Origin of the sequence: Shewanella sp. 8A (assembly GCF_023475945.1) — a bacterium.
Classification (GTDB): Bacteria; Pseudomonadota; Gammaproteobacteria; order Enterobacterales; family Shewanellaceae; genus Shewanella; species Shewanella xiamenensis.
In genome coordinates this window covers 1-233 of record NZ_JAMDJP010000131.1, presented here as the reverse complement: position 1 = coordinate 233, position 233 = coordinate 1, and the positions used below count along the sequence as shown (strand labels likewise).

The following is a 233-nucleotide window of genomic DNA, read 5'->3' as shown; positions in this document are numbered from 1 at the left end:
TGAGTCGTTTAACGCGAGTTAAACAAAAAACTTTAATTGAAGAGTTTGATCATGGCTCAGATTGAACGCTGGCGGCAGGCCTAACACATGCAAGTCGAGCGGCAGCACAAGGGAGTTTACTTCTGAGGTGGCGAGCGGCGGACGGGTGAGTAATGCCTAGGGATCTGCCCAGTCGAGGGGGATAACAGTTGGAAACGACTGCTAATACCGCATACGCCCTACGGGGGAAAGAG

Annotated in this window: 1 rRNA gene; it reads left to right on the top strand. The window is 51.9% G+C overall.

Going from position 1 to position 233, the window contains the following annotated elements:
* Window positions 1-33: 33 nt before the first annotated feature.
* Window positions 34-233: ribosomal RNA gene (locus M0413_RS22865) — 16S ribosomal RNA — on the top strand; the annotation flags it as partial.